Origin of the sequence: Vibrio sp. McD22-P3 (genome assembly GCF_021568915.1) — a bacterium.
Taxonomy (GTDB): Bacteria; Pseudomonadota; Gammaproteobacteria; order Enterobacterales; family Vibrionaceae; genus Vibrio; species Vibrio mediterranei.
The window spans coordinates 1-21,905 of sequence record NZ_JAKGTN010000023.1 but is presented as its reverse complement, the minus strand read 5'-3'; the positions used below and the strand labels follow the sequence as shown (position 1 = coordinate 21,905).

The 21,905-nt window shown below is 45.2% G+C and carries 37 protein-coding genes and 1 pseudogene; 4 read left to right on the top strand and 34 right to left on the bottom strand.

The genetic code is table 11. From position 1 onward, the window contains the following. Positions 1 to 8: 8 nt before the first annotated feature. Both cysD and cobA read right to left on the bottom strand, forming a co-directional pair. A complete protein-coding gene (cysD, locus tag L2W36_RS22220) occupies positions 9 to 917 on the bottom strand; it encodes a sulfate adenylyltransferase subunit CysD (RefSeq protein WP_006073216.1) in 909 nt (302 codons plus the stop codon). Positions 918 to 987: 70 nt separating this feature from the next. Further along, entirely contained in the window at positions 988 to 1,863 is an 876-nt protein-coding gene (cobA, locus tag L2W36_RS22215) for a uroporphyrinogen-III C-methyltransferase (protein WP_038228864.1), read from the bottom strand. Positions 1,864 to 2,181: 318 nt separating this feature from the next. On the opposite strand from cobA, the gene cpdB reads away from it, so the two are divergent. Next, the gene (gene cpdB / locus L2W36_RS22210; RefSeq protein ID WP_236111642.1) at positions 2,182 to 4,143 is read left to right on the top strand and encodes a 2',3'-cyclic-nucleotide 2'-phosphodiesterase; all 1,962 of its coding nucleotides are present in this window, start codon (positions 2,182 to 2,184) and stop codon (positions 4,141 to 4,143) included. A 90-nt stretch (positions 4,144 to 4,233) separates the two neighbouring features. Then, entirely contained in the window at positions 4,234 to 4,686 is a 453-nt protein-coding gene (locus L2W36_RS22205; protein WP_031494177.1) for a GNAT family N-acetyltransferase, read from the top strand. A 57-nt stretch (positions 4,687 to 4,743) separates the two neighbouring features. On the opposite strand, the gene L2W36_RS22200 is transcribed toward L2W36_RS22205, so the two are convergent. Then, complete coding sequence (locus L2W36_RS22200; RefSeq protein ID WP_124940543.1) at positions 4,744 to 5,340, bottom strand: LysM-like peptidoglycan-binding domain-containing protein; 597 nt, start codon at positions 5,338 to 5,340, stop codon at positions 4,744 to 4,746. A 211-nt stretch (positions 5,341 to 5,551) separates the two neighbouring features. Here L2W36_RS22200 and L2W36_RS22195 point away from each other — a divergent pair, with 211 nt between their 5' ends. Then, a complete protein-coding gene (locus L2W36_RS22195) occupies positions 5,552 to 6,175 on the top strand; it encodes an FKBP-type peptidyl-prolyl cis-trans isomerase (protein WP_062462312.1) in 624 nt (207 codons plus the stop codon). Between the two features lie 91 nt (positions 6,176 to 6,266). After that, the gene (locus L2W36_RS22190) at positions 6,267 to 6,740 is read left to right on the top strand and encodes a DUF2780 domain-containing protein (RefSeq protein WP_236111641.1); all 474 of its coding nucleotides are present in this window, start codon (positions 6,267 to 6,269) and stop codon (positions 6,738 to 6,740) included. A 98-nt stretch (positions 6,741 to 6,838) separates the two neighbouring features. Here the strand turns inward: L2W36_RS22190 and rplQ are convergent, their stop codons facing one another. From rplQ to L2W36_RS22035, 31 genes and pseudogenes are all read right to left on the bottom strand, one after another. Then, a complete protein-coding gene (gene rplQ / locus L2W36_RS22185) occupies positions 6,839 to 7,225 on the bottom strand; it encodes a 50S ribosomal protein L17 (RefSeq protein ID WP_031493230.1) in 387 nt (128 codons plus the stop codon). Positions 7,226 to 7,251: 26 nt separating this feature from the next. Beyond that, the gene (locus L2W36_RS22180; protein ID WP_038228852.1) at positions 7,252 to 8,244 is read right to left on the bottom strand and encodes a DNA-directed RNA polymerase subunit alpha; all 993 of its coding nucleotides are present in this window, start codon (positions 8,242 to 8,244) and stop codon (positions 7,252 to 7,254) included. A 24-nt stretch (positions 8,245 to 8,268) separates the two neighbouring features. After that, on the bottom strand, positions 8,269 to 8,889 hold the full coding sequence (gene rpsD, locus L2W36_RS22175; RefSeq protein ID WP_031493229.1) for a 30S ribosomal protein S4: 621 nt from the start codon (positions 8,887 to 8,889) through the stop codon (positions 8,269 to 8,271). Positions 8,890 to 8,916: 27 nt separating this feature from the next. Beyond that, on the bottom strand, positions 8,917 to 9,306 hold the full coding sequence (gene rpsK, locus L2W36_RS22170; RefSeq protein WP_001118870.1) for a 30S ribosomal protein S11: 390 nt from the start codon (positions 9,304 to 9,306) through the stop codon (positions 8,917 to 8,919). Between the two features lie 18 nt (positions 9,307 to 9,324). Beyond that, entirely contained in the window at positions 9,325 to 9,681 is a 357-nt protein-coding gene (gene rpsM / locus L2W36_RS22165; RefSeq protein ID WP_005450559.1) for a 30S ribosomal protein S13, read from the bottom strand. 148 nt (positions 9,682 to 9,829) lie between these two features. Continuing rightward, a complete protein-coding gene (gene rpmJ, locus L2W36_RS22160; protein WP_000868186.1) occupies positions 9,830 to 9,943 on the bottom strand; it encodes a 50S ribosomal protein L36 in 114 nt (37 codons plus the stop codon). A gap of 39 nt (positions 9,944 to 9,982) precedes the next feature. Continuing rightward, complete coding sequence (gene secY, locus L2W36_RS22155; protein ID WP_006075579.1) at positions 9,983 to 11,317, bottom strand: preprotein translocase subunit SecY; 1,335 nt, start codon at positions 11,315 to 11,317, stop codon at positions 9,983 to 9,985. A gap of 20 nt (positions 11,318 to 11,337) precedes the next feature. Further along, positions 11,338 to 11,772 (bottom strand): 50S ribosomal protein L15, encoded by a 435-nt coding sequence (gene rplO / locus L2W36_RS22150; protein ID WP_006075578.1) that lies wholly within the window; start codon positions 11,770 to 11,772, stop codon positions 11,338 to 11,340. Between the two features lie 5 nt (positions 11,773 to 11,777). Beyond that, the gene (rpmD, locus tag L2W36_RS22145) at positions 11,778 to 11,954 is read right to left on the bottom strand and encodes a 50S ribosomal protein L30 (protein ID WP_004410429.1); all 177 of its coding nucleotides are present in this window, start codon (positions 11,952 to 11,954) and stop codon (positions 11,778 to 11,780) included. 7 nt (positions 11,955 to 11,961) lie between these two features. Beyond that, positions 11,962 to 12,462, bottom strand: coding sequence for a 30S ribosomal protein S5 (rpsE, locus tag L2W36_RS22140; protein ID WP_006075577.1), 501 nt, complete (start codon positions 12,460 to 12,462; stop codon positions 11,962 to 11,964). A gap of 14 nt (positions 12,463 to 12,476) precedes the next feature. After that, positions 12,477 to 12,830, bottom strand: coding sequence for a 50S ribosomal protein L18 (gene rplR, locus L2W36_RS22135; protein ID WP_038228845.1), 354 nt, complete (start codon positions 12,828 to 12,830; stop codon positions 12,477 to 12,479). 9 nt (positions 12,831 to 12,839) lie between these two features. Beyond that, positions 12,840 to 13,373, bottom strand: a complete 534-nt coding sequence (gene rplF, locus L2W36_RS22130; RefSeq protein ID WP_038228841.1) for a 50S ribosomal protein L6 — start codon at positions 13,371 to 13,373, stop codon at positions 12,840 to 12,842. A 12-nt stretch (positions 13,374 to 13,385) separates the two neighbouring features. Beyond that, entirely contained in the window at positions 13,386 to 13,778 is a 393-nt protein-coding gene (gene rpsH / locus L2W36_RS22125; RefSeq protein WP_004738788.1) for a 30S ribosomal protein S8, read from the bottom strand. Between the two features lie 29 nt (positions 13,779 to 13,807). Further along, entirely contained in the window at positions 13,808 to 14,113 is a 306-nt protein-coding gene (gene rpsN / locus L2W36_RS22120; RefSeq protein WP_038228838.1) for a 30S ribosomal protein S14, read from the bottom strand. A gap of 17 nt (positions 14,114 to 14,130) precedes the next feature. After that, a complete protein-coding gene (rplE, locus tag L2W36_RS22115; RefSeq protein ID WP_038228835.1) occupies positions 14,131 to 14,670 on the bottom strand; it encodes a 50S ribosomal protein L5 in 540 nt (179 codons plus the stop codon). Between the two features lie 25 nt (positions 14,671 to 14,695). Further along, positions 14,696 to 15,013, bottom strand: a complete 318-nt coding sequence (rplX, locus tag L2W36_RS22110) for a 50S ribosomal protein L24 (RefSeq protein WP_006075571.1) — start codon at positions 15,011 to 15,013, stop codon at positions 14,696 to 14,698. Between the two features lie 11 nt (positions 15,014 to 15,024). Continuing rightward, positions 15,025 to 15,396: a 50S ribosomal protein L14 gene (gene rplN, locus L2W36_RS22105; protein ID WP_006075569.1), complete on the bottom strand. Its 372-nt coding sequence runs from the start codon at positions 15,394 to 15,396 to the stop codon at positions 15,025 to 15,027. Positions 15,397 to 15,555: 159 nt separating this feature from the next. After that, positions 15,556 to 15,810: a 30S ribosomal protein S17 gene (rpsQ, locus tag L2W36_RS22100; RefSeq protein ID WP_006075722.1), complete on the bottom strand. Its 255-nt coding sequence runs from the start codon at positions 15,808 to 15,810 to the stop codon at positions 15,556 to 15,558. After that, positions 15,810 to 16,001, bottom strand: a complete 192-nt coding sequence (gene rpmC / locus L2W36_RS22095) for a 50S ribosomal protein L29 (RefSeq protein ID WP_004736737.1) — start codon at positions 15,999 to 16,001, stop codon at positions 15,810 to 15,812. Before rpmC ends, rpsQ begins: the two co-directional genes overlap by 1 nt. Next, positions 16,001 to 16,411, bottom strand: a complete 411-nt coding sequence (rplP, locus tag L2W36_RS22090; RefSeq protein ID WP_006075723.1) for a 50S ribosomal protein L16 — start codon at positions 16,409 to 16,411, stop codon at positions 16,001 to 16,003. Before rplP ends, rpmC begins: the two co-directional genes overlap by 1 nt. A gap of 11 nt (positions 16,412 to 16,422) precedes the next feature. Next, positions 16,423 to 17,121 carry a 30S ribosomal protein S3 gene (rpsC, locus tag L2W36_RS22085; RefSeq protein ID WP_006075724.1) on the bottom strand — a complete coding sequence of 233 codons (699 nt, stop codon included), beginning with the start codon at positions 17,119 to 17,121 and terminating at the stop codon, positions 16,423 to 16,425. A gap of 16 nt (positions 17,122 to 17,137) precedes the next feature. Further along, the gene (gene rplV, locus L2W36_RS22080) at positions 17,138 to 17,470 is read right to left on the bottom strand and encodes a 50S ribosomal protein L22 (RefSeq protein WP_031495620.1); all 333 of its coding nucleotides are present in this window, start codon (positions 17,468 to 17,470) and stop codon (positions 17,138 to 17,140) included. Between the two features lie 10 nt (positions 17,471 to 17,480). After that, positions 17,481 to 17,759 carry a 30S ribosomal protein S19 gene (rpsS, locus tag L2W36_RS22075; RefSeq protein ID WP_031495622.1) on the bottom strand — a complete coding sequence of 93 codons (279 nt, stop codon included), beginning with the start codon at positions 17,757 to 17,759 and terminating at the stop codon, positions 17,481 to 17,483. Between the two features lie 19 nt (positions 17,760 to 17,778). Further along, positions 17,779 to 18,603: a 50S ribosomal protein L2 gene (rplB, locus tag L2W36_RS22070; protein WP_031495624.1), complete on the bottom strand. Its 825-nt coding sequence runs from the start codon at positions 18,601 to 18,603 to the stop codon at positions 17,779 to 17,781. Between the two features lie 16 nt (positions 18,604 to 18,619). Next, positions 18,620 to 18,922: a 50S ribosomal protein L23 gene (gene rplW / locus L2W36_RS22065; RefSeq protein ID WP_031495626.1), complete on the bottom strand. Its 303-nt coding sequence runs from the start codon at positions 18,920 to 18,922 to the stop codon at positions 18,620 to 18,622. Next, positions 18,919 to 19,521 carry a 50S ribosomal protein L4 gene (gene rplD / locus L2W36_RS22060; protein WP_038228833.1) on the bottom strand — a complete coding sequence of 201 codons (603 nt, stop codon included), beginning with the start codon at positions 19,519 to 19,521 and terminating at the stop codon, positions 18,919 to 18,921. Before rplD ends, rplW begins: the two co-directional genes overlap by 4 nt. A 16-nt stretch (positions 19,522 to 19,537) precedes the next feature. Continuing rightward, positions 19,538 to 20,167, bottom strand: a complete 630-nt coding sequence (gene rplC / locus L2W36_RS22055; RefSeq protein ID WP_006075756.1) for a 50S ribosomal protein L3 — start codon at positions 20,165 to 20,167, stop codon at positions 19,538 to 19,540. A 14-nt stretch (positions 20,168 to 20,181) separates the two neighbouring features. After that, on the bottom strand, positions 20,182 to 20,493 hold the full coding sequence (gene rpsJ, locus L2W36_RS22050) for a 30S ribosomal protein S10 (RefSeq protein ID WP_031495630.1): 312 nt from the start codon (positions 20,491 to 20,493) through the stop codon (positions 20,182 to 20,184). Positions 20,494 to 20,875: 382 nt separating this feature from the next. Continuing rightward, on the bottom strand, positions 20,876 to 21,352 hold the full coding sequence (gene bfr / locus L2W36_RS22045) for a bacterioferritin (protein WP_038228832.1): 477 nt from the start codon (positions 21,350 to 21,352) through the stop codon (positions 20,876 to 20,878). Positions 21,353 to 21,434: 82 nt separating this feature from the next. Next, complete coding sequence (locus L2W36_RS22040; RefSeq protein ID WP_062462315.1) at positions 21,435 to 21,623, bottom strand: (2Fe-2S)-binding protein; 189 nt, start codon at positions 21,621 to 21,623, stop codon at positions 21,435 to 21,437. 184 nt (positions 21,624 to 21,807) lie between these two features. Then, positions 21,808 to 21,905 (bottom strand): annotated as a pseudogene (locus L2W36_RS22035) (elongation factor Tu); the annotation flags it as partial.

Below are 21,905 nucleotides of genomic sequence, written 5' to 3'. Positions count from 1 at the left end.
TTCGATCCTTAAAAGTAGCCTTGACGTTTCTTAAGCTCCATCGATCCTGACTGATCGTGGTCGATCGCTCGTCCTTGTCGCTCACTGGATGTGGCCACTAACATTTCTTCTATGATGCCTGTCAGTGTGTTTGCTTCCGATTCAACGGCCCCCGTTAATGGATAGCAACCTAATGTTCTAAAGCGTACGCTCTTATGTTCCACAGTCTCATCAGAACCAATCTCCATGCGATCATCATCAACCATGATCAGCATGCCATCACGCTCGACAACGGGACGCGGGGCTGCAAGATAAAGTGGAACGATTTCGATATTCTCTAAGTAGATGTATTGCCAAATATCAAGCTCAGTCCAGTTAGACAGCGGGAATACACGAATGCTTTCCCCTTTATTGATTTGACCGTTATAGGTTTTCCACAGCTCTGGTCGTTGGTTTTTAGGGTCCCAAGTATGGTTTTTGTCACGGAAAGAGTAGACACGCTCCTTCGCTCGCGACTTCTCCTCATCACGTCTTGCACCACCAAACGCTGCATCAAAACCATATTTATTTAACGCTTGCTTAAGTCCCTGCGTTTTCATGATATCGGTGTGCTTTGAAGATCCGTGTACAAATGGACTGCACCCCATCGCAAGCCCTTCTGGATTCTTGTGAACCAAAAGCTCAAATCCATATTTCTCTGCAGTGCGATCGCGAAATTCGATCATTTCTTTGAATTTCCAATCGGTATCAACATGCAGCAACGGAAATGGGATTTTTCCGGGATAAAATGCTTTGCGCGCTAAATGCAGCATGACAGAAGAGTCTTTGCCGATGGAGTACATCATGACTGGATTATCAAATTCGGCAGCCACTTCTCGGATGATATGGATGCTTTCGGCTTCCAATTGTTTTAGGTGTGTGAGTCTTTCTTGGTCCATGTGTTGTGCTTCCTTTTTCTATGTCGGCCACACTGTGACCAACACAAGACTGATTCAATAATGACTGTGATTAGGCGCGCTGACTTGCGACTCGTTGGTTTGGCTGAACCTCATCATGCTCTCGATTAAACCACGATAGCTCGTCAGCAAGAGAGACGACTTCTCCTACAACAATAAGTGACGGTGATTCAGCCTGTTGCGCTAACTCAGGTAAATTCGATAACTGGCCACGCAACACTTTTTGTGAACGCTGAGTCCCACGTTCAATAATTGCGACTGGAACGGCGTTACTACGACCGTGCGCAAGCAGTTGTTGCTGTATGTAGTCGGACTTCATCAGTCCCATATAGATGACAAGCGTTTGGTTCCCCCTAGCTAAGGTTGACCAATCCATATCATCAGCGTCAGGCTTTAGATGTCCTGTAACAAACAATGCAGATTGCGCGTAGTCGCGATGAGTAAGCGGGATGCCTGCATACGCTGTAGCACCTGCCGCTGCCGTGATACCAGGAATAACTTGAAATTGGATGCCTGCTGCCGCGAGTACCTGCAGCTCTTCGCCGCCACGACCAAATACGAAGGGGTCACCACCTTTAATACGTGCGACCTTATGTCCACTTTGCGCAAACTCTACCAATAATTGATTGGTCTTCTCTTGCGGAACACTGTGGTGACCAGCACGCTTACCTACACAAACCAAAATGGTACTTTCCGGCACCAACTCCATGATGTCATCAGAAACCAGGTAGTCGTAAAGCACGACATCCGCTTGTTGAAGTAGATTAAGAGCCTTCAGGGTAAGTAACTCAGGATCGCCGGGGCCTGCACCAATTAGCGCAACTTCACCCGCTCGTAATATTGAACTTGGCAACTTGGGCTTACGATAACTGCTCACCAAAGTTGGTGTGGCTACCTTGCCCGTTGGGAGTGGTTGAGACGAATCCATAATAACAATCCTTCGCTAGTCGAATGATGGCATTATGACCACTCCTCTATATTACCTGAAATTCTAAAATTTCATTTTTTATTCCAAAAGTCACTAAGGAGATTTTATTAGCGCAGAACAATGTGAATTTTTGATCCATCTTCCGCCCGATTTTGCCGAATGGAACTAGGCTTGAAACAAAAGTTGCGAGATGTGTATCAGATTGCACTTGAGTGTGCACTTAAGATCACACTTTTTATGTATACGTAAACTTTCTTACACAACAAATTGCTACACTTAGCAAGTTTAAAATCAATTACCCCTACAAAGGATATGAAGATGAAAGTGGCAGTGAAACCTATTTCAATTGCAGTTCTTGGTGGCATGCTAGCGATGGCGGGCCCAGCAATGGCAGATGAAATTAAGCTCCGAATTATCGAAACAACTGACATCCACACCAATGTCATGGACTATGACTATTACAAAGATAAGCCAACTCAGAAGATTGGTTTAGCTCGAGCTGCCACACTAGTAAAAGAAGCGCGTAATGAAGTAACGAACAGTGTTCTCGTTGATAACGGTGACCTTATTCAAGGTAGTCCGATGGGCGATTATATGGCGTCTAAGGGCATCAAGCCTGGTGAAACACATCCAGTCTATAAAGCGATGAATCAATTAGACTACGATGTGGGTAACATCGGTAACCACGAGTTTAACTACGGTCTAGAGTTTTTAGCGACAACATTGGAAGGTGCTAACTTCCCGTACGTCAGCGCTAACGTATTTGATAAGAAAACGGGCGAACACTACTTCAAGCCTTATTTAATCAAAACACACACCTTCAAAGACACTGATGGTAATGCTCACGAAGTTAAAGTTGGTTATATCGGCTTTGTTCCACCACAAATCATGGTATGGGATAAGAAGAACTTAGAAGGTAAAGTTTTCGCCAAAGACATTAAAGAAACCGCTGAAAAGCTCGTCCCTCAAATGAAAAAGGAAGGCGCAGACATTATTGTTGCGATTCCTCACTCTGGCGTTTCAAGTGACCCTTACAAAGCTGGCGCAGAAAACTCGACCTATTACTTATCTGAAGTAGACGGTATTGATGCCATTGCATTTGGTCACTCTCATGCCGTATTCCCTGGTAAAGGTTTTGACAATATTCAAGGCGTTGATAACCAAAAAGGTACAATTAACGGTGTTGCAGCAGTTATGCCTGGCCGTTGGGGTAGCCACGTCGGTGTGATGGATCTTGTGTTAGAACAAGATGGCGATAGCTGGAAAGTCGCGGAAGCGCAAACAGAAGCACGCCCTATTTTCGACGCTACCAATAAGAAACCACTTGTTGACGCTGATAAAGGCATCGTTAGCGCAGTCAAAGAAGATCACAATGCAACACGCGACTTCGTTAATCAACCTATTGGTAAAGCGAATGACGTGATGTACAGCTTCCTTGCTTTAGTTCAGGATGATCCTACGGTTCAAATCGTCAACTTAGCGCAAAAAGACTATGTAGAGACCATGATTCAAGGTGATCCGGACCTAGATGGTTTACCGGTACTTTCTGCTGCAGCTCCATTTAAAGCCGGTGGTCGTAAAAATGACCCAGCAAACTTCACTGAAGTAGAGTCAGGTCAGCTTACATTCCGTAACGCAGCCGACCTTTATCTCTATCCAAATACACTAGTTGCTCTGAAAGTAACCGGTAAAGAAGTCAAAGAGTGGCTTGAGTGCTCTGCTGGCCAATTCAAGCAAATTGATGTGACATCAAGCCAGCCTCAATCGCTTATCGATTGGGATGGTTTCCGCACTTATAACTTTGATGTTATGGACGGGGTAAACTACCAGGTCGATGTCAGTAAGCCTGCTCGTTATGATGGTAACTGCAAACTACTTGATGGTAACAGTGAGCGAATCGTAGATCTTACCTACAAAGGTAAACCAATCGACATGAAACAAACCTTTATCATTGCGACTAATAACTACCGTGCATACAGCAACAAGTTCCCAGGTACAGGCAGTGACTTTATTGCGTTTGATTCACCGGATGAAAACCGTACTATCGTGGCCAACTACATCTCTAAAGTTAGCCAAGAAAAAGGTGAAGTCACACCAAGCGCAGATAACAACTGGCGTTTTGCTCCTATCCAAGCGGATGTTGCATTAGATGTTCGTTTTGAAACATCACCATCGGATAAAGCGGCACAGTTCATCAAGGACAAAGGTCAATATCCAATGAAGAAAGTCGCTACTGATGATGTCGGTTTCGCGGTTTACCAAATCGATCTACAAAAATAATTAAGTTAATCGATATTAAGCCACGCATAATGCGTGGCTTTTTTTTTGCTGTCCGTTTAGTCTAAGAAAAAACAGTGACAAGTGAGAACTATGATTAATTGGAACACTAAAACCTTTACCCAGCTAACCACACTTGAGTTGTATGAACTGTTGAAGCTTCGAGTCGACGTGTTTGTCGTAGAGCAAACCTGCCCTTACCCTGAGTTGGATAATCATGACCAAGTTAACGGAGTTCATCATTTAATGGGCTATGATGGCGACACTCTTGTCGCATGTGCAAGACTATTACCCAAAGGCACTACTTACGACTATGTGAGTATCGGTAGAGTCGCAACTAAAGCATCACATAGAGGTGGCGGACTTGGTCATGATCTCATTGTTCAAGCCAAGCTGGAGTGCCAGCGTCTTTGGCCTAATGAAACCATAAAGATTGGCGCACAATCTCATCTACAAAAATATTATTCGCGACACGGTTTTGAAGCTTGCTCTGAAGAGTATCTGGAAGACGATATCCCCCATATAGATATGAAACTTCTAAAATAAACAAAGGGGCCAATATAGGCCCCTTTGTTTATTGAATTGCTCTTAATTACTTCGTTGTCACTTACTCCGACCGAAGCCTCCATCTGATAGTCTAAAGAACATGATGGACTGATCGCCACGTTCAATTTGTAGAATATCGAGATTACCTTCTGGGCTGAATTTGAACCGAATCAACTGACCTTGCTTAATACGACTTAACGGTTTGTCGCTTCCTTCTATTCTTGCTAACGAATTCAGGTCGGCCATAGATAACTGGTTTTTACGAAACACCTGCGCCAGTGTGTCACCTTTTTTGACGGTATACTCACGCCAATTGGTTTCTACTAACTGCTCAGACTGTACGCTGGAGGGTTGTTCGCTAAGAGACTCGGTATTAACACTTACAGCGATTCGCTGATTGGCCTGAGTCGCTTGAGCGGGTTCGTTCTTTTTGGTTGGGATGAGTAGTAATACCACCAATAGAGGAATTAGAACGCTTAATAGACGTCGATGAAGACGTGGAAGTCTCATCCAGAACGCCTTAATTTTTGACGTCCATTGTGAAACATCAGGCTTATTTATTTTCTTTAAGCTCGAAAAGTCGAGAGCCTGCCATTTGTCCTTTAGCACTTGAACGTGGTCAACTTTTTGCTTCTTTCTTTGACGACGATTCATTACATTCCGTCTCCTAATAAACAACCGCTTCAGTTTAAAAAAACCTGCGTTTAGAGTATAGGAAAATCGCAGGAATTACCTTTTATAGCATTCAAATGTCACAACTTTAACAACGAAAACGAATTAATTAGTAAAAGTTGGTTAGAGCGTTTCGGTTTCACACTAGAACTGGTATCCTTTCACCTTCATTCGAATAGCAAGAGAGACCGTCATGTCTGACGTGAAATTAGAAACTGTAGAACAGAAAGCAAGCTATGGTATTGGTCTACAAATGGGCCAACAACTTGCAGGTAGCGGCCTTGAAGGCCTAAACGTAGACGCAATCGCTAAAGGCATTGCAACTGCGCTAACTGGTGACATGCCAGAAATCGAAATCGACGCAATCAATGCAGCTCTTCAAGAGCTTCACACTCGTGCAGAATCAGCTCGTCAAGAAGCGGCGAAAGCAGCGGCAGCAGACGGCGAAGCTTTCCTAAAAGACAACGCTCTACGTTCAGAAGTAACTGTTCTTGAGTCTGGTCTTCAATACGAAGTAATTACTGAAGGTACCGGTACAGTACCAACGGCAGAGAACACAGTACGTGTTCACTATCACGGTGAACTAACAGACGGTACTGTCTTCGACAGCTCAGTATCTCGCGGTCAGCCTGCAGAGTTCCCTGTGACTGGCGTAATTAAAGGTTGGGTTGAAGCACTTCAACTAATGCCAGTAGGTTCTAAGTGGAAACTATACATCCCTCAAGACCTAGCATATGGTGAGCGTGGTGCTGGTGCTGCTATCCCTCCATTCGCTGCTCTTGTATTTGAAGTAGAGCTTCTAGACATCCTAGCGTAATGTCACATTTAAATTGAATCTAAAGCAGTGCTATTAAGCGCTGCTTTTTTTTACGCTATGCTTTAACTATCAATAATTAATAGGACAAAGCATGACTAAAAGTGTGATTTTAACCTTAGCGATAACTACCACCTTCTCATTCAGTAGCTACGCCGAATTCGATATATCTGGCGTTAGTTCTGACTCTGCGAGTAGTCTATTAAATAGCGCCTCTCAATTGGCTCAAACTAACTCACCAGTTGTCGACAACTTAGTTAAAGAGCTGTCGATTTCACCACAACAGGCAGCAACAGGCACTGGTGCGCTGCTTTCTCTAGCTAAAAATCAGTTGGGCTCAGGACAAGGGAGTGAATTGAATTCACTAATTCCAGGGCTAAGTTCACTCACAAATAGTAGTTTGTTCAGTTCCGTAGAGAATATGGCAAGTGTTAAAAATGCCTTTGCATCAGTAGGATTGGACCCAGCTTTGATCTCCCAGTTCACACCTGTGATTTTGGATTATCTGGGTACACAGGGCGCGAGCAGTGGCTTAATGAACTCGTTGGGTAGCTTATGGCAGCAATAGTCAACATTACTACGCTATGTTCTATCGATAGCAAATTCTATAGATACAAAAAAGCCGAGCATAAATGCTCGGCTTTTCAGTTCTTACGAACCTACTGATTACTCAGCAGCAGCTTCTTCAGATGCTTCTGGGCGATCTACAAGCTCAATGTAAGCCATTGGAGCTTTATCACCAGCACGGAAGCCAGCTTTTAGGATACGAGTGTAACCGCCCTGACGAGCAGCAAAACGTGGACCTAGTTCGTTGAATAGTTTCGCAACTACTTCGTTATCACGAGTACGTGCAAATGCTAGACGACGGTTAGCAACACTGTCAGTCTTAGCTAGTGTAATCAAAGGCTCAACTACGCGACGTAGCTCTTTTGCTTTAGGCAATGTAGTCTTGATTACTTCATGACGTACAAGAGAGCTAGCCATATTGCTGAACATCGCTTTGCGATGGCTGCTGTTGCGGTTGAGTTGACGACCACTCTTACGATGGCGCATGACCTAATCCTTCTAACTAGTATCGATTAATCTTCAGCGATAGACGCTGGTGGCCAATTTTCTAGGCGCATGCCCAGAGAAAGACCACGTGATGCAAGTACGTCTTTAATCTCAGTAAGAGATTTTTTACCAAGGTTTGGCGTTTTAAGTAGCTCAACCTCAGTACGCTGTACAAGATCACCGATGTAGTGAATCGCTTCTGCTTTTAGACAGTTAGCAGAGCGAACTGTTAGTTCAAGATCGTCTACAGGACGCAGTAGAATAGGATCGAACTCCGGCTTCTCTTCCTTCTCCTCAGGAACACGTACATCACGAAGATCTACGAATGCATCCAATTGCTCAGCTAGGATAGTAGCTGCGCGACGGATAGCTTCCTCAGGTTCTAGAGTACCGTTCGTTTCCATATCGATAACAAGCTTGTCTAAGTCAGTACGCTGCTCAACACGTGCCGCTTCTACAGCGTAGGCAATTTTGTCTACTGGGCTGTAAGTTGCGTCAACAAGCAAACGACCGATTGGACGCTCATCTTCTTCAGTATGGATACGAGCTGAAGCTGGAACGTAACCACGACCACGTTCAACTTTGATTCGCATAGAAATCTCAGCGTTGTCATCCGTTAGGTGACAAATAACGTGCTCTGGGTTAGCGATCTCTACATCACCATCATGGGTGATGTCACCTGCAACAACAGGGCCTGAGCCTGATTTGTTCAGTGTAATAAACACTTCATCTTTGCCTTCAGCAACGCGAACAGCTAGGCCTTTCAAGTTTAGAAGTATCTCAAGGATATCCTCTTGAACGCCTTCTTTAGTGCTGTACTCGTGCAGAACGCCTTCGATTTCAACTTCTGTCACTGCACAACCTGGCATAGACGAAAGTAAAATACGGCGAAGTGCATTACCTAGAGTGTGACCAAAGCCACGCTCTAATGGCTCAAGAGTTACTTTTGCGTGTGTCGTGCTGATCTGTTCGATGTCAACAAGACGTGGCTTAAGAAATTCTGTTACAGAACCCTGCATTGTGTCCTCTCTTTAGTTTAAACCTTACTTAGAGTAAAGCTCGACGATCAAGTGTTCGTTAATGTCAGCAGATAGATCTGAACGCTCAGGCATACGCTTGAATGTACCTTCCATCTTGCCAGCATCTACTTCAATCCAAGTTGGTTTTTCACGTTGTTCAGCAACTTCTAGAGCCGCTTTAATACGAGCTTGCTGTTTAGCTTTCTCGCGGATAGAAACAACGTCGTTAGCCGCAACTTTGAAAGAAGGAACGTTTACAACTTTACCGTTAACTAGGATAGCTTTGTGGCTAACTAGCTGACGTGCTTCTGCGCGAGTTGCGCCAAAGCCCATGCGGTAAACTACGTTATCTAGACGACCTTCAAGAAGCTGAAGTAGGTTTTCACCAGTGTTGCCTTTAAGGCGAGCTGCTTCTTTGTAGTAGTTACGGAATTGTTTTTCTAGAACGCCGTAGATACGACGAACTTTTTGCTTCTCACGAAGCTGAACGCCATACTCAGATAGACGACCGCGACGAGCGCCGTGTACACCTGGTGCGTTATCAATTTTACACTTGGTATCGATCGCGCGTACACCAGACTTAAGGAATAAGTCAGTACCTTCGCGACGGCTAAGCTTCAGCTTAGGACCCAAATATCTTGCCATGATTCTTCTCCAATTATCCTAGAAACGTTATACGCGACGTTTCTTAGGTGGACGACAACCGTTATGAGGGATTGGTGTCGCGTCAACGATGTTCGTGATGCGGAAACCAGCAGCGTTCAGTGCGCGAACAGTAGATTCACGACCTGGACCTGGACCCTTAACCATAACTTCCAAGTTCTTAAGACCGTATTCTTTAGCCATTTCAGCACAACGCTCAGCAGCAACCTGTGCAGCGAACGGAGTAGACTTACGAGAACCGCGGAAACCTGAACCACCTGCAGTAGCCCATGCTAGAGCGTTACCTTGACGGTCAGTGATAGTTACGATTGTGTTATTGAAAGAAGCATGGATGTGCGCAACGCCATCTGCAACTTGCTTGCGTACGCGCTTACGAGCGCGAGTTGGTTGTTTAGCCATTGTACTCTACCTTCCCGATTATTTCTTGATCGGCTTACGCGGACCCTTACGGGTGCGAGCGTTGGTTTTAGTACGCTGTCCACGTAGTGGTAGACTGCGACGATGACGAAGACCACGGTAACAGCCAAGGTCCATAAGACGCTTGATGTTCATTGATACTTCACGACGTAGATCACCTTCTACAGTGTACTTAGCTACACCATCACGCAGTTGATCGATCTGCTCTTCAGTTAGTTCACTGATCTTAACATCTTCAGCAATACCCACTTCAGCTAGGATAGCTTGAGAGCGAGTTTTACCGATGCCGTAGATCGCAGTTAGTGCGATTACAGCGTGTTTTTGATCAGGAATGTTAATGCCTGCTATACGGGCCATTATTCACTCCTAGTGTTTCTTAAAAAGAATAGCCGCAGCAAAGCCCGTTATGGATACGCTGCGGAGTGCTACTTCTTTTGCACGCAAAAGGTAGGCCGAGGAATATACTCGACCATACCTTTAATTTCAAGTAAAAATTTCTGCTTAATTAGCCTTGGCGCTGTTTGTGCTTTGGCTCACTGCAGATAACACGCACAACACCGTTGCGCTTGATAACTTTGCAGTTACGGCAGATTTTTTTAACGGAAGCACGAACTTTCATTGCTAAACTCCGTAAATGAAATCTGAGACTACCGCCGGATTAACGGCCGTAACCTTTCAGATTTGCTTTTTTCAACACAGAATCATACTGTTGTGACATCAGATGAGTCTGTACCTGTGCCATAAAGTCCATAATTACTACCACTACGATTAGTAGTGAAGTACCGCCGAAGTAGAAACGAACGTTCCACGCGACCATCATGAACTCGGGAATCAGACAGATAAAGGTAATATATAGAGCACCTGCAAGGGTAAGTCTAGTCATTACTTTATCAATATACTTAGCTGTCTGCTCACCTGGGCGGATGCCGGGTACGAACGCACCAGACTTCTTCAAGTTATCTGCTGTTTCACGCGGGTTGAATACCAACGCCGTGTAGAAGAAACAGAAGAATATAATCGCTGCAGCATAAAGCATTACATACAACGGTTGACCTGGGCTAAGAGCCAATGACACGTCAGTTAACCAACCGAACGCGCTGCTCTCACCATTTTGGCCAAACCACTGAGCCAATGTTCCTGGGAACAGGATAATACTTGATGCAAAGATTGCTGGAATAACACCTGCCATGTTGATTTTCAACGGTAGGTGCGTGCTTTGTGCAGCAAACACTTTACGACCTTGTTGGCGTTTTGCATAGTTAACGACGATACGACGTTGACCACGCTCCATAAAGACCACAAAGTAAATAACTGCAAAAGCAAGTACAGCAATCAACAGCAGAAGAAGTACGTGCAGTTCACCTTGACGCGCTTGCTCGATTGTTTGACCGATTGCCGAAGGCAATCCAGCAACAATACCTGCAAAGATCAGAATGGAAATACCATTACCGATTCCACGCTCTGTAATTTGTTCACCTAACCACATTAAGAACATGGTACCAGTTACTAAACTTACGGTAGCAATTAGCGTAAACATGGTTTGGTTGATAACAACCAGATTATTGACCATGTTTGGAAGGCCAGTTGCGATACCTATTGCCTGGAATGTTGCAAGTACAAGCGTACCATAACGCGTATATTGGCTAATCTTACGACGCCCTGCCTCACCCTCTTTCTTGAGTTCGGCTAACGCTGGATGAACTACAGTTAGCAACTGGACAACAATCGAAGCCGAAATATACGGCATGATGCCCAGTGCTAAAATAGATGCACGCTCTAATGCACCACCGGAGAACATGTTAAACATTTCTACGATGGTACCTTTTTGCTGTTCGAACAAATCGGCAAGTACAGCCGCGTCAATACCAGGAATCGGCACAAAAGAGCCAGCGCGGAACACTAAAAGTGCACCAATTACAAATAAAAGGCGCGACTTGAGTTCGTTTAAGCCGCTCTTAGCACTACTAAAATCTTGTCCTGGTTTCTTAGCCATCTGTACCTCGTCCCTCGAGATTAATCCTCGATTTTACCGCCTGCAGCTTCGATTGCAGCTTTAGCGCCTTTAGTCACGCGTAGACCTTTAACAGTCACAGCTTTGTTGATTTCACCTGAAAGAACAACTTTTACAAATTCGATGTTCTTAGTGATAACGTTAGCTGCTTTAAGGCTGTTTAGGTCAACAACATCACCAGTTACTTTCGCTAGCTCAGCTAGACGAACTTCAGCAGACACTAGGCTCTTACGAGAAGTGAAACCGAATTTAGGTAGACGCTGTTTCAAAGGCATTTGACCGCCTTCGAAGCCTGGACGAACACTGCCGCCAGAGCGTGATTTTTGGCCTTTGTGACCACGGCCACCAGTTTTACCTAGGCCAGAACCGATACCACGACCTACGCGCTTCTTAGAAGGCTTAGAACCCGCAGCCGGTGATAGAGTATTCAAACGCATTCTGATTACTCCTCAACTTTAACCATGTAGTAAACCTTGTTGATCATACCGCGTACGCACGGAGTATCTTCAAGTTCTACTGTGTGGTTGATTTTACGAAGGCCAAGACCCTTTAGACACGCTTTGTGCTTAGGTAGGCGACCAATTGAGCTCTTAGTTTGAGTTACTTTGATAGTTGCCATGGTGTTCTTACTCCGAAATAGCTTCAACAGTTAGACCACGTTTAGCAGCAACCATTTCTGGTGACTTCATGCTGTCTAGAGCGTCGATCGTTGCACGAACGATGTTGATAGGGTTCGTAGAACCGTATGCTTTAGATAGTACGTTGTGTACACCTGCAACTTCTAGTACTGCACGCATCGCACCACCTGCGATAACACCCGTACCTTCTGCTGCTGGCTGCATGTAAACTTTAGAGCCAGAGTGGCGACCTTTCACCGGGTGGTGAAGAGTGCCTTCGTTAAGCGCTACAGTAACCATGTTACGACGCGCTTTTTCCATTGCTTTTTGAATCGCAGCAGGTACTTCACGGGCTTTACCGTAACCGAAACCTACACGACCGTTACCGTCACCAACTACTGTTAGTGCAGTGAAGCTCATGATTCGACCACCTTTAACCGTCTTAGAAACACGGTTAACTGCGATTAGCTTTTCTTGCAAATCACTAGCTTGTTGTTGTTCTTTAGCCATCTTCCAACCCTACCTTAGAATTTCAGACCAGCTTCGCGAGCAGATTCTGCTAGCGCCGCTACTCGACCGTGGTATTGGAAACCAGAACGATCGAATGCAACAGCAGATACGCCTTTCTCAAGCGCGCGCTCAGCAACAGCTTTACCTACTGCTTTAGCTGCATCGATGTTACCAGTACTCTTAACTTCTTCACGAATTGCTTTTTCTACCGTAGAAGCGGCTGCGATTACTTCAGAGCCGTTCGCTGCGATTACTTGAGCGTAAACGTGACGAGGAGTACGGTGTACTACTAGGCGAGTTGCACCCAGTTCTGCAATCTTACGACGTGCACGTGTAGCACGACGGATGCGAGATGCTTTCTTATCCATAGTGTTACCTTACTTCTTCTTAGCTTCTTTAGTACGCACATTTTCATCTGCGTAACGAACACCTTTACCTTTATAAGGCTCAGGCTCACGGTAAGAACGAATGTCAGCCGCTACTTGACCAACAAGTTGCTTGTCACAACCAGTGATCACGATTTCAGTTTGGCTTGGACATTCAGCTTTAATACCCGCTGGCAACTCGTGCTCAACTGGGTGAGAGAAGCCTAGTGTTAGACCTACAGCGTTGCCTTTGATAGCAGCACGGTAACCTACACCTTTAAGAGTTAGCTTCTTAGTAAAGCCTTCAGTAACACCAACAACCATGTTGTTTACTAGTGCACGAGCAGTACCTGCTTGTGCCCATGCGTTAGCAACACCGTCGCGTGGACCGAAAGTAAGGTTGTTCTCTTCTTGCGCAATAACTACAGCGTTGTTTAGAACGCGAGTTAGTTCGCCTTTAGCGCCTTTAACGGTAATTTCTTGACCGTCAAGTTTCACCTCTACGCCAGCTGGAATAGCGACAGGTGCCTTAGCAACACGAGACATAATCTACTCCTATTAAGCTACGTAACAGATGATTTCACCGCCAAGACCTGCTTTACGCGCAGCGCGGTCTGACATCAGACCCTTGGAAGTAGAAACAACAGCAATACCCAAACCGCCCATCACAGTTGGTAGCGAGTCTTTGTTTTTATAGACGCGCAGACCAGGACGTGAAACACGTTTGATTTGCTCAATTACAGGTTTTGCTTGGAAGTACTTAAGTGTAACTTCTAGCTCTGGTTTTGCTTCGCCTTCAACAGCGAAGTCAACGATGTAGCCTTCAGCTTTCAGTAGTGCAGCAATTGCAACTTTAAGCTTTGAAGAAGGCATTTTTACAGCAACTTTGTTTGCTGCCTGACCGTTACGAACGCGGGTCAGCATATCCGAAATCGGATCTTGCATGCTCATAAGATTTACTCCAAATGATTAAGTGGCAATTACCAGCTAGCCTTACGAAGTCCAGGAATCTCGCCTTTCATGCAAGCTTCGCGAACTTTGATACGGCTTAGACCGAACTTACGTAGGTAACCGTGTGGACGACCAGTTTGGTTGCAACGGTTGCGCTGACGTGAAGCACTTGAATCACGTGGAAGAGACTGCAGTTTAAGAACCGCATTCCAACGATCTTCTTCAGATGCGTTTACATCGCTAATGATAGCTTTAAGAGCTGAACGCTTTTCAGCAAATTTAGCTACTAGCTTCGCGCGTTTTACTTCGCGCGCTTTCATTGATTGTTTAGCCATAACAGTAACCCTTCACCTTACTTACGGAATGGGAAGTTAAAGGCAGCCAGCAGAGCTCGGCCTTCCTCATCGTTTGCAGCAGACGTCGTAATAGTGATGTCTAGGCCGCGAACACGGTCTACTTTATCGTAGTCGATTTCCGGGAAGATGATTTGCTCGCGAACGCCCATGCTGTAGTTACCGCGTCCGTCAAAAGACTTAGCGCTAACGCCACGGAAGTCACGTACACGTGGAAGTGCGATAGAGATTAAACGCTCTAAAAATTCCCACATACGTTCGCCACGCAAGGTTACTTTACAACCAATTGGGTAGCCTTCACGAATTTTGAAACCTGCAACAGATTTACGCGCTTTAGTGATAAGTGGCTTTTGACCAGAGATCGTTGCCATATCAGATGCTGCGTTTTCTAGCAGTTTCTTATCGTTGATTGCTTCACCAACGCCCATGTTTAGGGTGATTTTCTCAATCCTAGGGACTTGCATGACGCTTGAGTAGTTGAATTGTTTGGTCAATTCAGCAACTACAGACGACTTGTAGTAATCATGCAGTTTCGCCATAGTAGAACTCCAAATTACTTTCTAATTAGTTAGAAACAGTTTCGCCGTTAGACTTGAAGAAACGAACTTTCTTGCCATCTTCGATACGGAAACCGATGCGGTCAGCTTTACCAGTAGCCGCGTTAAAGACTGCAACGTTAGAAGCATCAATAGCTGCTTCTTGTTCAACGATGCCACCTTGTTGACCAAGAGCCGGTACAGGCTTCTGGTGCTTCTTAACAAGGTTGATACCTTCAACGATAACTTTACCGGTTGCTAGAACCTTAGTTACTTTACCTTTCTTGCCTTTATCTTTACCAGCAAGAACGATTACTTCGTCATTACGACGGATTTTAGCTGCCATGTTGACGCTCCTTACAGAACTTCAGGTGCTAGTGACACAATTTTCATGAATTTCGCGTTACGAAGTTCACGAGTCACAGGACCAAAGATACGTGTGCCGACTGGTTGCTCAGTAGTGTCGTTTAACAATACACAAGCATTACGGTCGAAGCGAATGACAGAACCGTCTGGACGACGAACGCCTTTACGGGTGCGAACAACTACCGCCTTCAGAACATCACCTTTTTTAACTTTACCGCGAGGAATTGCTTCTTTCACAGTAACTTTGATGATGTCGCCGATGTGTGCATAACGACGGTGTGAGCCACCCAGAACCTTAATACACATTACCTTGCGCGCGCCAGAGTTATCTGCAGCGTCAAGTGTACTTTGCATTTGGATCATTGTTAGTGCTCCGCTAAATATTAAAAACTAGACCCTCTCGGGTCGGGCTGCCTCTTTAAAGGGACGCGAATTGTACCACCCTTTTTTGTGATTGGGTAGACAAAAAATAAGCGGCCCCAAAAAAAATTTGGAGCCGCTTGATTTTCATAAAAAAAACGATTAAATCTTCGCTTTTTCTACAATGCTAACCAAAGTCCAAGACTTCATCTTAGACAGTGGACGGCACTCACGAACTTCAACTGTGTCGCCAATGCCACACTCGTTGTTTTCGTCATGTGCGTGTAGTTTAGTCGTACGCTTTACGAATTTACCGTAAATTGGGTGTTTAACCATGCGTTCGATTGCAACAACAATAGACTTGTCGCCTTTGTTGCTAATTACACGACCTTGTTGAGTACGGATTTGTTCGCTCATTATGCGCCTGCCTTCTCAGTCAAAACAGTTTTCACACGTGCGATATCACGGCGTACAGCTTTCAGAGTATGAGTTTGCTGTAGCTGACCAGTTGCAGCTTGCATGCGCAAGTTGAACTGTTCGCGTAGCAAATTCAAAAGCTCAGCGTTAAGCTCTTCAACGTTTTTTTCGCGTAGATCTTGTGCTTTCATCACATCACCTGCTTAGTTACAAATGTAGTTTTGAACGGCAGTTTGCGAGCCGCTAGGCGGAACGCTTCACGTGCCAACTCTTCAGGTACACCGTCCATTTCGTACATAACCTTACCAGGTTGGATTTGGGCTACCCAGTACTCAACGTTACCTTTACCCTTACCTTGACGAACTTCTAGTGGTTTTTCTGTGATAGGCTTGTCTGGGAATACACGAATCCAGATTTTACCTTGACGCTTAACGTGACGCGTCATTGCACGACGAGCCGCTTCGATCTGACGAGCAGTAAGACGACCACGACCAACAGCCTTAAGACCGAATGTGCCGAAGCTTACGTCTGTACCTTTAGCTAGACCACGGTTGCGACCAGTCTGAACCTTACGGAACTTAGTACGTTTAGGTTGTAGCATCTGTCGACTCCTTACTTACGGCCTTTGCGCTGCTTCTTAGGCTTATCGCCTTTTGGCTCTACAGCGTTAGCTGCTGGCATACCGCCTAGAATCTCACCTTTGAAGATCCAAACTTTAATGCCGATCACACCGTATTGAGTGTGAGCCGAAGAAGTTGCGTAATCAATGTCAGCACGTAGAGTGTGTAGAGGCACACGGCCTTCACGGTACCACTCAGAACGTGCGATTTCAGCGCCGCCTAGACGACCGCTTACTTCCACTTTGATACCTTTAGCGCCAAGACGCATAGCATTTTGTACCGCACGCTTCATAGCACGACGGAACATAACACGACGCTCAAGTTGAGACGCGATGCTATCAGCCACTAGTTGGCCGTCTAGCTCAGGCTTACGTACTTCAGCGATGTTAATTTGCGCTGGTACACCTGCGATTTTAGCTACAGCAGTGCGTAGCTTCTCAACGTCTTCGCCTTTCTTACCGATAACAACGCCAGGACGAGCAGTGTGAATAGTCACACGGATGCTCTTAGCTGGACGCTCGATAACGATGCGTGAAAGAGACGCTTTTGCTAGTTCCTTAGTAAGGAACTGACGTACCTTGAAGTCGCCGTCTAGGTTGTCAGCGAATTCTTTGGTGTTAGCAAACCATGTAGCATTCCAAGGCTTAACGATGCCAAGACGAATACCATTAGGATGTACTTTCTGACCCATTGCTTATCTCCTAGTCTTAAGCGTCTGCAACAACAACAGTGATGTGGCAAGAACGCTTCAAGATACGGTCCGCACGGCCTTTTGCACGAGGCATAATACGCTTCATGATTGGGCCTTCATCTACGAAGATTTTAGCGACTGATAGATCGTCGATATCTGCACCTTCGTTGTGTTCCGCATTCGCGATTGCTGATTCAAGAACTTTCTTAACTAGTACAGCAGCTTTTTTGTTGCTGAAAGTTAGTAGTTCAAGAGCTTGATCCACGTTTTTACCGCGGATTTGGTCTGCAACTAAGCGAGCTTTCTGTGGAGAAATACGAGCAAAGTTATGTTTAGCGATAGCTTCCATCATCTACTCCTTATTTCTTCTTAGCTTTCTTATCAGCAGCGTGGCCGCGATAAGTGCGAGTTGGTGCAAATTCGCCCAGCTTGTGACCGATCATTTCTTCGGTTACGAATACTGGTACGTGCTGACGACCATTATGGACAGCGATGGTCAAACCAATCATTGATGGAATGATCATTGAACGACGGGACCAAGTCTTAACAGGCTTTTTGTCTCCGCTTTCCACCGCTTTCTCTACCTTCTTCAGCAAGTGTAGGTCAATAAATGGACCTTTCTTGAGAGAACGTGGCATGGCGATTCCTCTTTATAGATTACTTGTTACGACGACGTACGATGTACTTGTCAGTGCGCTTGTTCTTACGAGTCTTAAAGCCTTTAGTTGGCTGACCCCAAGGAGATACTGGGTGACGGCCACCAGAAGTACGACCTTCACCACCACCGTGTGGGTGGTCTACCGGGTTCATTACCACACCGCGAACGGTTGGACGAACACCGCGCCAGCGGCTAGCACCAGCTTTACCTAGTTCGCGTAGCATGTGCTCAGCATTACCTACTTCACCGATTGTTGCACGGCCTTCAGATAGTACTTTGCGCATTTCGCCAGAACGTAGGCGTAGAGTTACATATGCACCATCGCGAGCGATGATTTGTGCGTATGCACCTGCAGAACGAGCAATTTGTGCACCTTTACCAGGTTTCAGTTCAACACAGTGTACTGTAGAACCTACTGGGATGTTGCGCATCGGCAGAGTGTTACCTGCTTTGATAGGCGCATCAACACCAGACTGGATAGAGTCACCCGCTTGGATGCCTTTTGGTGCAATGATGTAGCGACGCTCACCGTCTGCGTACAGAACTAGAGCGATGTTTGCGCTACGGTTTGGATCGTATTCTAGGCGCTCAACTTTCGCTGGGATGCCATCTTTAGTACGTTTGAAATCAATCAAACGATAGTGATGCTTGTGACCACCACCGATGTGACGTACTGTGATACGACCGTTGTTGTTACGACCACCGTTCTTAGAGTTTTTCTCTAGAAGTGGAGCGTAAGGCTTACCTTTGTGTAGGTCAGCGTTAACAACTTTAACTACGTGACGACGACCAGGGGAAGTCGGCTTACATTTAACAATAGCCATTGTTTAACTACTCCTGTTATTCCGCACCGCCAACGAAGTCAAGATCTTGACCTTCCGCCAGAGTCACATACGCCTTCTTAACGTCGCTGCGGCGACCTTGACGTAGACCTTGACGTTTAGTCTTACCCTTAAGAATAAGAGTATTTACAGACTTAACTTCAACTTCAAATAGCTTTTCTACAGCTGCTTTGATCTCTTTCTTAGTTGCATCTTTAGCTACTTTGAAAACGATAGTGTTCGCTTTCTCTGCTGCCATAGTTGCTTTCTCAGAGATATGAGGAGCACGTAGAACTTTTAGGATACGCTCTTCAGTGATCATGCTAGCATCTCCTCAACTTGCTTAACTGCTTCTGCAGTAATTACAACTTTGTCGAACGCGATTAGTGAAACTGGGTCGATACCAGCAACGTCACGTGCGTCAACTTTGTATAGGTTACGAGCAGCTAGGAATAGATTCTCATCTACTTCGCTAGTCACGATAAGCGCATCTGTTAGCTCAAGCTCTTTTAGCTTAGCTACAAGCTCTTTGGTTTTTGGAGCTTCTACAGAGAAGTTATCAACAACGATTAAACGCTCTTGACGAACTAGCTCAGAAAGAATGCTCTTCATAGCACCGCGGTACATTTTTTTGTTTACTTTTTGGCTGTGATCTTGTGGTTTCGCAGCAAAAGTAACACCACCTGTACGCCAGATAGGGCTACGAATTGTACCAGCACGAGCACGGCCAGTACCTTTTTGACGCCATGGCTTAGCGCCACCGCCAGATACTTCAGAACGAGTCTTTTGAGCACGAGTACCTTGACGAGCACCTGCTGCAAAAGCAACAACTACTTGGTGTACAAGAGCTTCGTTGAAGTCACGTCCGAAAGTAGTCTCGGAAACAGTTAGTGCATCAGCACCTTTAACCATCAATTCCATTACTTACTCCTAGACGTTAAGCTTTAATAGCTGGTTTTACGATCACGTTGCCGCCAGTTGCGCCTGGGACTGCACCTTTAATAAGAAGCAGATTGCGCTCAGCGTCAACACGTACGATCTCTAGGTTTTGAGTCGTTACACGCTCAGCACCCATGTGACCTGCCATTTTCTTGCCTTTAAATACGCGACCTGGAGTTTGGCATTGACCAATTGAACCCGGAGCACGGTGAGACAATGAGTTACCGTGTGTCATATCTTGAGTAGCGAAGTTCCAACGCTTAACAGCGCCTTGGAAACCTTTACCCTTAGATGTGCCAGTAACGTCTACTTTTTTTACGTCGTTGAAAAGTTCTACGTTTAGCTCAGCGCCAACTTCAAACTCTTCACCGTTTTCCAAACGGAATTCCCAAAGACCGCGACCTGCTTCAACACCTGCTTTCGCAAAGTGGCCAGCTTCTGGCTTAGAAACGCGGCTAGCTTTCTTTTCGCCTGCAGTTACCTGGATTGCTGCATAACCGTCAGTATCAAGTGTACGTACTTGAGTTACACGGTTCGCTTCAACCTCAACAACTGTTACAGGGATAGAAACGCCTTCTTCGGTAAAAATGCGGGTCATACCCACTTTACGTCCGACTAGACCAATCATTCTTCTAATCTCCCTTAACCTAGGCTGATTTGAACATCAACGCCAGCAGCAAGATCAAGACGCATTAGAGCGTCAACAGTTTTGTCTGTTGGCTCAACGATGTCGATCAAACGCTTGTGAGTACGGATTTCGTACTGGTCACGTGCATCTTTGTTGACGTGTGGAGAGATAAGAACAGTGAAACGCTCTTTACGAGTAGGTAGTGGAATTGGACCACGAACCTGTGCGCCGGTACGCTTAGCTGTTTCAACGATTTCCGCAGTAGACTGGTCGATTAGTTTATAATCGAAAGCCTTTAGGCGGATACGAATACGTTGGTTCTGCATGAGACAGAGCTCCAATAATTAATTATTACACAAACAATATCGCCACTCATACTCGCGAAGGCGAGAGAATGCCGATTGATTTATGTGAAACCGTAGCACTCTAATTGAGCGCATTGTCAGCTAATTTTCGATTAGCCTACTATCAATGATAGCGGGTTAATTGTATTAACTGCGAACATAAGCTGAGTCTACGTTACTAAGTGATTTACCGAGGTAATCCACTTACTCCTCTTTGCTCATTGGTTCACAACTGGCTTAACCAGTGCGACGCATTATACAGATCACAAAAAGGTATGCAAGGGGTGAGGGAAAATTAATCAGAAATGTCATTTAAAAAGGGCTCAAGCTGGTTGCTTAAGCCCTTGGAAACCATTTAGCCTGATTATTCTTCGTCGACGAACTGTGCTTGTAAGTAGTTTTCTATACCGACTTTTTCAATTAGTCCCAATTGAGTCTCTAGCCAATCGACATGCTCCTCCTCATCTTCGAGAATATCTTGGAACAGATCTCTTGAGACGAAATCGCGCGTATCTTCTGCATAAGCAATAGCATCTTTTAAGTCTGGTATCGCATCCATCTCAAGTTTAAGGTCGCACTCGAGCATCTCTTTGGTGTCTTCTCCGATCATGAGCTTCCCCAAGTCCTGGAGGTTGGGTAGACCTTCCAAAAATAATATACGTTCAATAAGATGATCAGCGTGTTTCATCTCATCGATAGATTCATGGTATTCCTTATCGGCTAGATGCTTTAGCCCCCAGTCTTTGTACATTCTTGCGTGAAGGAAGTATTGATTGATAGCAACGAGTTCATTGCCCAGTATTTTGTTGAGATGTTGAATTATGATTGGATCGCCTTTCATGACAAAACCCTCCTCTTTGGCTCATTAATAACTGTAGAACCTATTGGGGAGGTGTCAAAGTGACCAGACGAAGGTCTTGAGGTTAGCTTACTTTTGCAAGCTGAAGCGTCTGTGTTTCGCTCAAGATTTCTTTAGCTTGTTTCACACACTTACCACATTGAGAGCCAAGAGAAGTGCATTTTCTGATGGTGCGCATATCGCTGATACCCTCTTCGATAGCAAGCTTACGCAGTTTTTTATCAGAGATGCCGTGGCAAAGACAAACAAACATAATACAACCTTAAACAATTCACGGATATAAATATAAACGAGAATTGTTAGCATTACTAGTGCTATTTTTGGTTGAGCTGGCAGCAATCAGCTAACCTACTGAACAAGAAATACATTTAGTCGCACAAAAAAAAAGAGGAGCCTAAGCTCCTCTTTTTATGTTTATTGCGATTATCAACTAAATATTAGTCGAAGATCTTAGCAACAACACCAGCACCTACTGTACGGCCACCTTCACGGATAGCGAAACGTAGACCTTCGTCCATTGCGATTGGAGCGATTA

Bases quoted from the DNA above. Each gene is read 5' to 3' on its own strand.
- cysD (WP_006073216.1), bottom strand. From the start codon at position 917: ATGGACCAAGAAAGACTCACACACCTAAAACAATTGGAAGCCGAAAGC.
- cobA (WP_038228864.1), bottom strand. From the start codon at position 1,863: ATGGATTCGTCTCAACCACTCCCAACGGGCAAGGTAGCCACACCAACT.
- cpdB (WP_236111642.1), top strand. From the start codon at position 2,182: ATGAAAGTGGCAGTGAAACCTATTTCAATTGCAGTTCTTGGTGGCATG.
- L2W36_RS22205 (WP_031494177.1), top strand. From the start codon at position 4,234: ATGATTAATTGGAACACTAAAACCTTTACCCAGCTAACCACACTTGAG.
- L2W36_RS22200 (WP_124940543.1), bottom strand. From the start codon at position 5,340: ATGAATCGTCGTCAAAGAAAGAAGCAAAAAGTTGACCACGTTCAAGTG.
- L2W36_RS22195 (WP_062462312.1), top strand. From the start codon at position 5,552: ATGTCTGACGTGAAATTAGAAACTGTAGAACAGAAAGCAAGCTATGGT.
- L2W36_RS22190 (WP_236111641.1), top strand. From the start codon at position 6,267: ATGACTAAAAGTGTGATTTTAACCTTAGCGATAACTACCACCTTCTCA.
- rplQ (WP_031493230.1), bottom strand. From the start codon at position 7,225: ATGCGCCATCGTAAGAGTGGTCGTCAACTCAACCGCAACAGCAGCCAT.
- L2W36_RS22180 (WP_038228852.1), bottom strand. From the start codon at position 8,244: ATGCAGGGTTCTGTAACAGAATTTCTTAAGCCACGTCTTGTTGACATC.
- rpsD (WP_031493229.1), bottom strand. From the start codon at position 8,889: ATGGCAAGATATTTGGGTCCTAAGCTGAAGCTTAGCCGTCGCGAAGGT.
- rpsK (WP_001118870.1), bottom strand. From the start codon at position 9,306: ATGGCTAAACAACCAACTCGCGCTCGTAAGCGCGTACGCAAGCAAGTT.
- rpsM (WP_005450559.1), bottom strand. From the start codon at position 9,681: ATGGCCCGTATAGCAGGCATTAACATTCCTGATCAAAAACACGCTGTA.
- rpmJ (WP_000868186.1), bottom strand. From the start codon at position 9,943: ATGAAAGTTCGTGCTTCCGTTAAAAAAATCTGCCGTAACTGCAAAGTT.
- secY (WP_006075579.1), bottom strand. From the start codon at position 11,317: ATGGCTAAGAAACCAGGACAAGATTTTAGTAGTGCTAAGAGCGGCTTA.
- rplO (WP_006075578.1), bottom strand. From the start codon at position 11,772: ATGCGTTTGAATACTCTATCACCGGCTGCGGGTTCTAAGCCTTCTAAG.
- rpmD (WP_004410429.1), bottom strand. From the start codon at position 11,954: ATGGCAACTATCAAAGTAACTCAAACTAAGAGCTCAATTGGTCGCCTA.
- rpsE (WP_006075577.1), bottom strand. From the start codon at position 12,462: ATGGCTAAAGAACAACAACAAGCTAGTGATTTGCAAGAAAAGCTAATC.
- rplR (WP_038228845.1), bottom strand. From the start codon at position 12,830: ATGGATAAGAAAGCATCTCGCATCCGTCGTGCTACACGTGCACGTCGT.
- rplF (WP_038228841.1), bottom strand. From the start codon at position 13,373: ATGTCTCGTGTTGCTAAGGCACCTGTCGCTATTCCAGCTGGCGTAGAG.
- rpsH (WP_004738788.1), bottom strand. From the start codon at position 13,778: ATGAGCATGCAAGATCCGATTTCGGATATGCTGACCCGCGTTCGTAAC.
- rpsN (WP_038228838.1), bottom strand. From the start codon at position 14,113: ATGGCTAAACAATCAATGAAAGCGCGCGAAGTAAAACGCGCGAAGCTA.
- rplE (WP_038228835.1), bottom strand. From the start codon at position 14,670: ATGGCGAAACTGCATGATTACTACAAGTCGTCTGTAGTTGCTGAATTG.
- rplX (WP_006075571.1), bottom strand. From the start codon at position 15,013: ATGGCAGCTAAAATCCGTCGTAATGACGAAGTAATCGTTCTTGCTGGT.
- rplN (WP_006075569.1), bottom strand. From the start codon at position 15,396: ATGATCCAAATGCAAAGTACACTTGACGCTGCAGATAACTCTGGCGCG.
- rpsQ (WP_006075722.1), bottom strand. From the start codon at position 15,810: ATGAGCGAACAAATCCGTACTCAACAAGGTCGTGTAATTAGCAACAAA.
- rpmC (WP_004736737.1), bottom strand. From the start codon at position 16,001: ATGAAAGCACAAGATCTACGCGAAAAAAACGTTGAAGAGCTTAACGCT.
- rplP (WP_006075723.1), bottom strand. From the start codon at position 16,411: ATGCTACAACCTAAACGTACTAAGTTCCGTAAGGTTCAGACTGGTCGC.
- rpsC (WP_006075724.1), bottom strand. From the start codon at position 17,121: ATGGGTCAGAAAGTACATCCTAATGGTATTCGTCTTGGCATCGTTAAG.
- rplV (WP_031495620.1), bottom strand. From the start codon at position 17,470: ATGGAAGCTATCGCTAAACATAACTTTGCTCGTATTTCTCCACAGAAA.
- rpsS (WP_031495622.1), bottom strand. From the start codon at position 17,759: ATGCCACGTTCTCTCAAGAAAGGTCCATTTATTGACCTACACTTGCTG.
- rplB (WP_031495624.1), bottom strand. From the start codon at position 18,603: ATGGCTATTGTTAAATGTAAGCCGACTTCCCCTGGTCGTCGTCACGTA.
- rplW (WP_031495626.1), bottom strand. From the start codon at position 18,922: ATGATCACTGAAGAGCGTATCCTAAAAGTTCTACGTGCTCCTCATATC.
- rplD (WP_038228833.1), bottom strand. From the start codon at position 19,521: ATGGAATTGATGGTTAAAGGTGCTGATGCACTAACTGTTTCCGAGACT.
- rplC (WP_006075756.1), bottom strand. From the start codon at position 20,167: ATGATTGGTCTAGTCGGACGTAAAGTGGGTATGACCCGCATTTTTACC.
- rpsJ (WP_031495630.1), bottom strand. From the start codon at position 20,493: ATGCAGAACCAACGTATTCGTATCCGCCTAAAGGCTTTCGATTATAAA.
- bfr (WP_038228832.1), bottom strand. From the start codon at position 21,352: ATGAAAGGCGATCCAATCATAATTCAACATCTCAACAAAATACTGGGC.
- L2W36_RS22040 (WP_062462315.1), bottom strand. From the start codon at position 21,623: ATGTTTGTTTGTCTTTGCCACGGCATCTCTGATAAAAAACTGCGTAAG.